At 65.1% G+C, this 3491-nt stretch carries 3 protein-coding genes; 1 reads left to right on the top strand and 2 read right to left on the bottom strand.

Annotated elements, in window-relative coordinates:
- The coding region (locus tag OXF11_08800; protein ID MCY4487197.1) for a molybdopterin-dependent oxidoreductase at positions 1 to 1115 on the bottom strand (1115 nt) is incomplete at its 3' end.
- A 142-nt stretch (positions 1116 to 1257) separates the two neighbouring features.
- Here OXF11_08800 and OXF11_08795 point away from each other — a divergent pair.
- Positions 1258 to 1818: an SUMF1/EgtB/PvdO family nonheme iron enzyme gene (locus OXF11_08795; GenBank protein ID MCY4487196.1), complete on the top strand. Its 561-nt coding sequence runs from the start codon at positions 1258 to 1260 to the stop codon at positions 1816 to 1818.
- A 133-nt stretch (positions 1819 to 1951) separates the two neighbouring features.
- Here OXF11_08795 and OXF11_08790 read toward each other — a convergent pair.
- Positions 1952 to 3491: ethanolamine ammonia-lyase reactivating factor EutA (locus tag OXF11_08790; GenBank protein ID MCY4487195.1), on the bottom strand; the 1540-nt coding region annotated here is incomplete at its 5' end.

Genomic DNA, 3491 nt, shown 5'->3' with positions numbered 1-3491 from the left:
CCCTGCGGGTCGCCCGGCGAGCGCATGTGCCCGCACGGCACCTGGTTGGTGTACACCATGTGCTCTTCCACGAAGGTGTTGGGCATGTTGTACGGGCCGGGGGACTTTTGCGGTCCGCCGAGGATGCCGTTGGGCTTGAACGCGCAGTAGGCGCCGGTATCGAAAATGAAGTCCATGTGGTGGGCGGTGATGGTGCCGTCCTTCTTGGCGCCGGTCTTGACCTTGATGATGGAGGCGTGGCGCGGGTTGCCGGCGATGAACTCCTCGTCGTAGTCCATGACGATCTTCACCGGCCGGCCGCCGCTCTTCTTCGACAGCGAGTAGCACAGGGCGATGTCCATGAAGTCGCCCTTGCCGCCGAAGTCGCCGCCGATGTAGCACGGATGCACGACGATGGACTCGGGGTCCACCTGCACCGCGGCGGCTACCTGGCCGCGGATGCCGTAGGGTACCTTGCTGCACGCCCAGATCTCGGCCGCGCCCGTCTCCGGGTCGGTCTTGGCCACGCAGGAATGCGGCTCGATGTAGGCCTGGTGGACCTTGGGCGTCGTGAACGTGTTCTCGACGATGACGTCCGCCTCCGCGAACCCCTTGTCGATGTCGCCCTTTTCCCAGCTCACGTAGATCACCCGGTTGCTGGGGCCGTCGAGCTTCTGCGGCAGCCCCTTGTAGGTGTGGACCTCGGGGTGCAGCAGCGTCGCCGAGGATTCCATGGCCTCCACGGGATCGAGCACGGGGTCCATTTCCTCGTACTCCACCTCGATGAGCGCGGCGGCTTCCTCGGCCGCGTCCTCGGTCTCGGCGGACACCGCCGCCACTTTCTCGCCGATGAAGCGCACGATGCCGTCCGCCACGATGGGCATGTCCACCACGCGCCGGCCGATGAGCAGTCCGGAAACGTCCTCGCCGGTGAGGATGCCGACCACGCCGGGCACCTGCATGGCCTTGCTGGTGTCGATGCTCTTGATGCGGCCGTAGGAGATGGGGCTGCGCAGGATCTTGCCCCAGAGCATGTCCGGGAACGTCACGTCCACCGCGTACTTGGCCTTGCCGCTCACCTTGAATTCACCGTCGATGCGGGGTGTGGGAACCCCCACGCTGTGTGTTTCCGCCATTGCTCACCTCTGGAGGGTTGTTGAAATTGAAGTGCGATAAGCCCGAGAATGTTCCGTCTTCCATAACACACGCTCGGGTCTATGTGTACCAGTCCGGTGCCGCCGTTCTGTGAGCCGAGACCCGAGGACAGGAGGGTCAGTCATGCACTCCCGACTTCGCACGTTCACCGCCGCGCGAGTTCTCCGGCTAAGCCTCGTACTGCCGTTATTCGCCCTGATGGGCGCACATCCAGCCCTGCCCGACGTCCTCGACCCGGCCGAGGTGACCAACCATGACTACCGCCGGTTCATCCACGCCACCGGCCGCTCCGCGCCGGAGCATTGGACGGAAGGCACGCACCCTGAAGGGTCGGCGTCCGATCCCGTGGTGCTGGTGACGTGGCACGACGCGGTGGCCTATTGCCAATGGGCGGGAGGAAAGCGGCTGCCCACCGTCGCCGAATGGCTGGCCGCCTGCAACGGCGGCAACCTGAACAAGCACGGCGACGTCTGGGAATGGACCTCCACCGAAGTGGGAACGGAGGGGGATTCCTTCAAGGCCCTGTGCGGGCCCATGAGCGAGTGCGACTGCACCCACCAGTACCGCCCCCACTGGCTCAACGAAGTGAAAGGATTCCGCTGCGCCGACGACCGCTCGCCGGTAACGTACGAACGCCGCCGGCCCGGCCGGGGCAGCGTGGGCCGCGTCCCGGAAATCTGTTGACGGCGGGCGGACGTACCTCCGATCAACGACCCCGGTCCGCGCGACGCACGTCAATACGGACCCGGCAGCACCGTCTCCAGATTTCAGGGACGCGGCCCACGCTGCCCCGGCCGCATTTCAAGCAAGCAGCCCGCTAGACCAGCCGGCTCTCCGGGAACATGAACGAGCGGATGGTGACCGGGATAACCTCGGTGACGCCCATGGCGTTGCCGACGTCGATGAAGTCCAGGTCGCCGACGTCGATGCCGTCCACCGCGATGATTTCGTGCGCGATCTTCAGCTCTTCCTTGAGGATGCCCCCCAGGGACTTGGCCACGTCCATGTCCAGGATGAGAAAGACGTTGGGATCGCCGTCCTCCGACGGGTCCGCGTCGTTGACCACCGCGGCGATGCCTTCGGCCAACCGCCGGATGTACTTGTAGTGGGGCACGCCCTCCAGCCCCAGGGCCAGGGCCAGACCGGACTTGAACTTCTCCAGGTCGAACTTGGCCAGCGCCGTGCGGATGGTGCCCGGGATGTCGCAATCTTCGTCGATGAGCGCCTTGACCACCTGCAGGCCGTAGACCGGAAGCGGCGACTCGCTGGAAATGTAGCTGGTGTTGCCGCTGGCCTGGATCGTGTACTCACCGGCGCCGATGACGGTGGCGCGGATCCCTTCGACGGGTTCCTTGACCAGATCCGCCCGGTTGAGCTCGTCGATCCGCTCCCGGATCTCCTTGCCCAGGTAGGGGCCGACGTCGCCGAAGGACGGCGTCTCGTGGTCGTAGATGTGTTCCGAGACCCCGCCGGAGAATACGATGTGGTCGATGCTGTTCAGGCCCTCGTAGGCCGGTAGCTGATCGGTGACCAGCAGGTGGGACTCCAGATCGGACAGCGGCTTGGCCTGTATGACGTTGAAGAGATAGGTCCCCATGTAGGCGGCAAACGCCCTCTTGACGTCGTCGGTAATGACCTGACCTACCTCCACCGGCGTGCCCAGCTCCCTGGTGATGAACTTGGCCGGGAGCTCGACGCGCGTCACCACGTCGTTTTCGTCAAAGGCGATGAGACGGGCGCCCACGCTGATGGCCGCGGTCTGCGTCACCGTTCCGTCCCGGATGACGGACAGCTTGGTGGTGCCGCCGCCCATGTCGATGTTGAGCACCGTGGCGTCGGCCGATTTCGACAGGTCCACCGCGCCACAGCCGTAGGCCGCAAGCAGCGCCTCGTGGTTGGGTCCCGCCGAGGCGCAGATGAACTTGCCGGAATCCTTGGCGAAGTACTCGAGGATCGGGCGGGAGTTCTCCTTGTTGAGGGCCTCCCCGGTGATCACCACGGCTCCGGTGTCGATGTCGTCATGGGTGTAGCCGGCCACCCGGTAGGACTCGTGGATGAAGTCCTCCACCTTGGCCGTGTCGATGAGCGTGCCGGAGCTGTACGGCGTCAGCATGATCGGCGAACGGTACAGCACCTCCCGGTCGGTGACCCTGAACCGGGCCGAGAGCCCGGCCCCCTCCCGCCTGAGGGTCAGATGGGAGAAGACCAGGTGCGACGTGGAGGAGCCGATGTCGATGCCCACGCTGGTGAGCGAGAACATCTCGACCCCTTCGATGTCCTCCACGATGGCATCGGGGCCCGGGTGAAAGTGTTCGGGATTGTCTGCGTCGTCGTGCATGGCTTGCTGTTCTTGCTGT

The sequence above is a fragment of the Deltaproteobacteria bacterium genome (assembly GCA_026712905.1).
GTDB lineage: Bacteria > Desulfobacterota > Binatia > UBA9968 > JAJDTQ01 > JAJDTQ01.
Note: the sequence above shows the minus strand (reverse complement) of the source record. Positions and strands in the feature narration are given on the sequence as shown.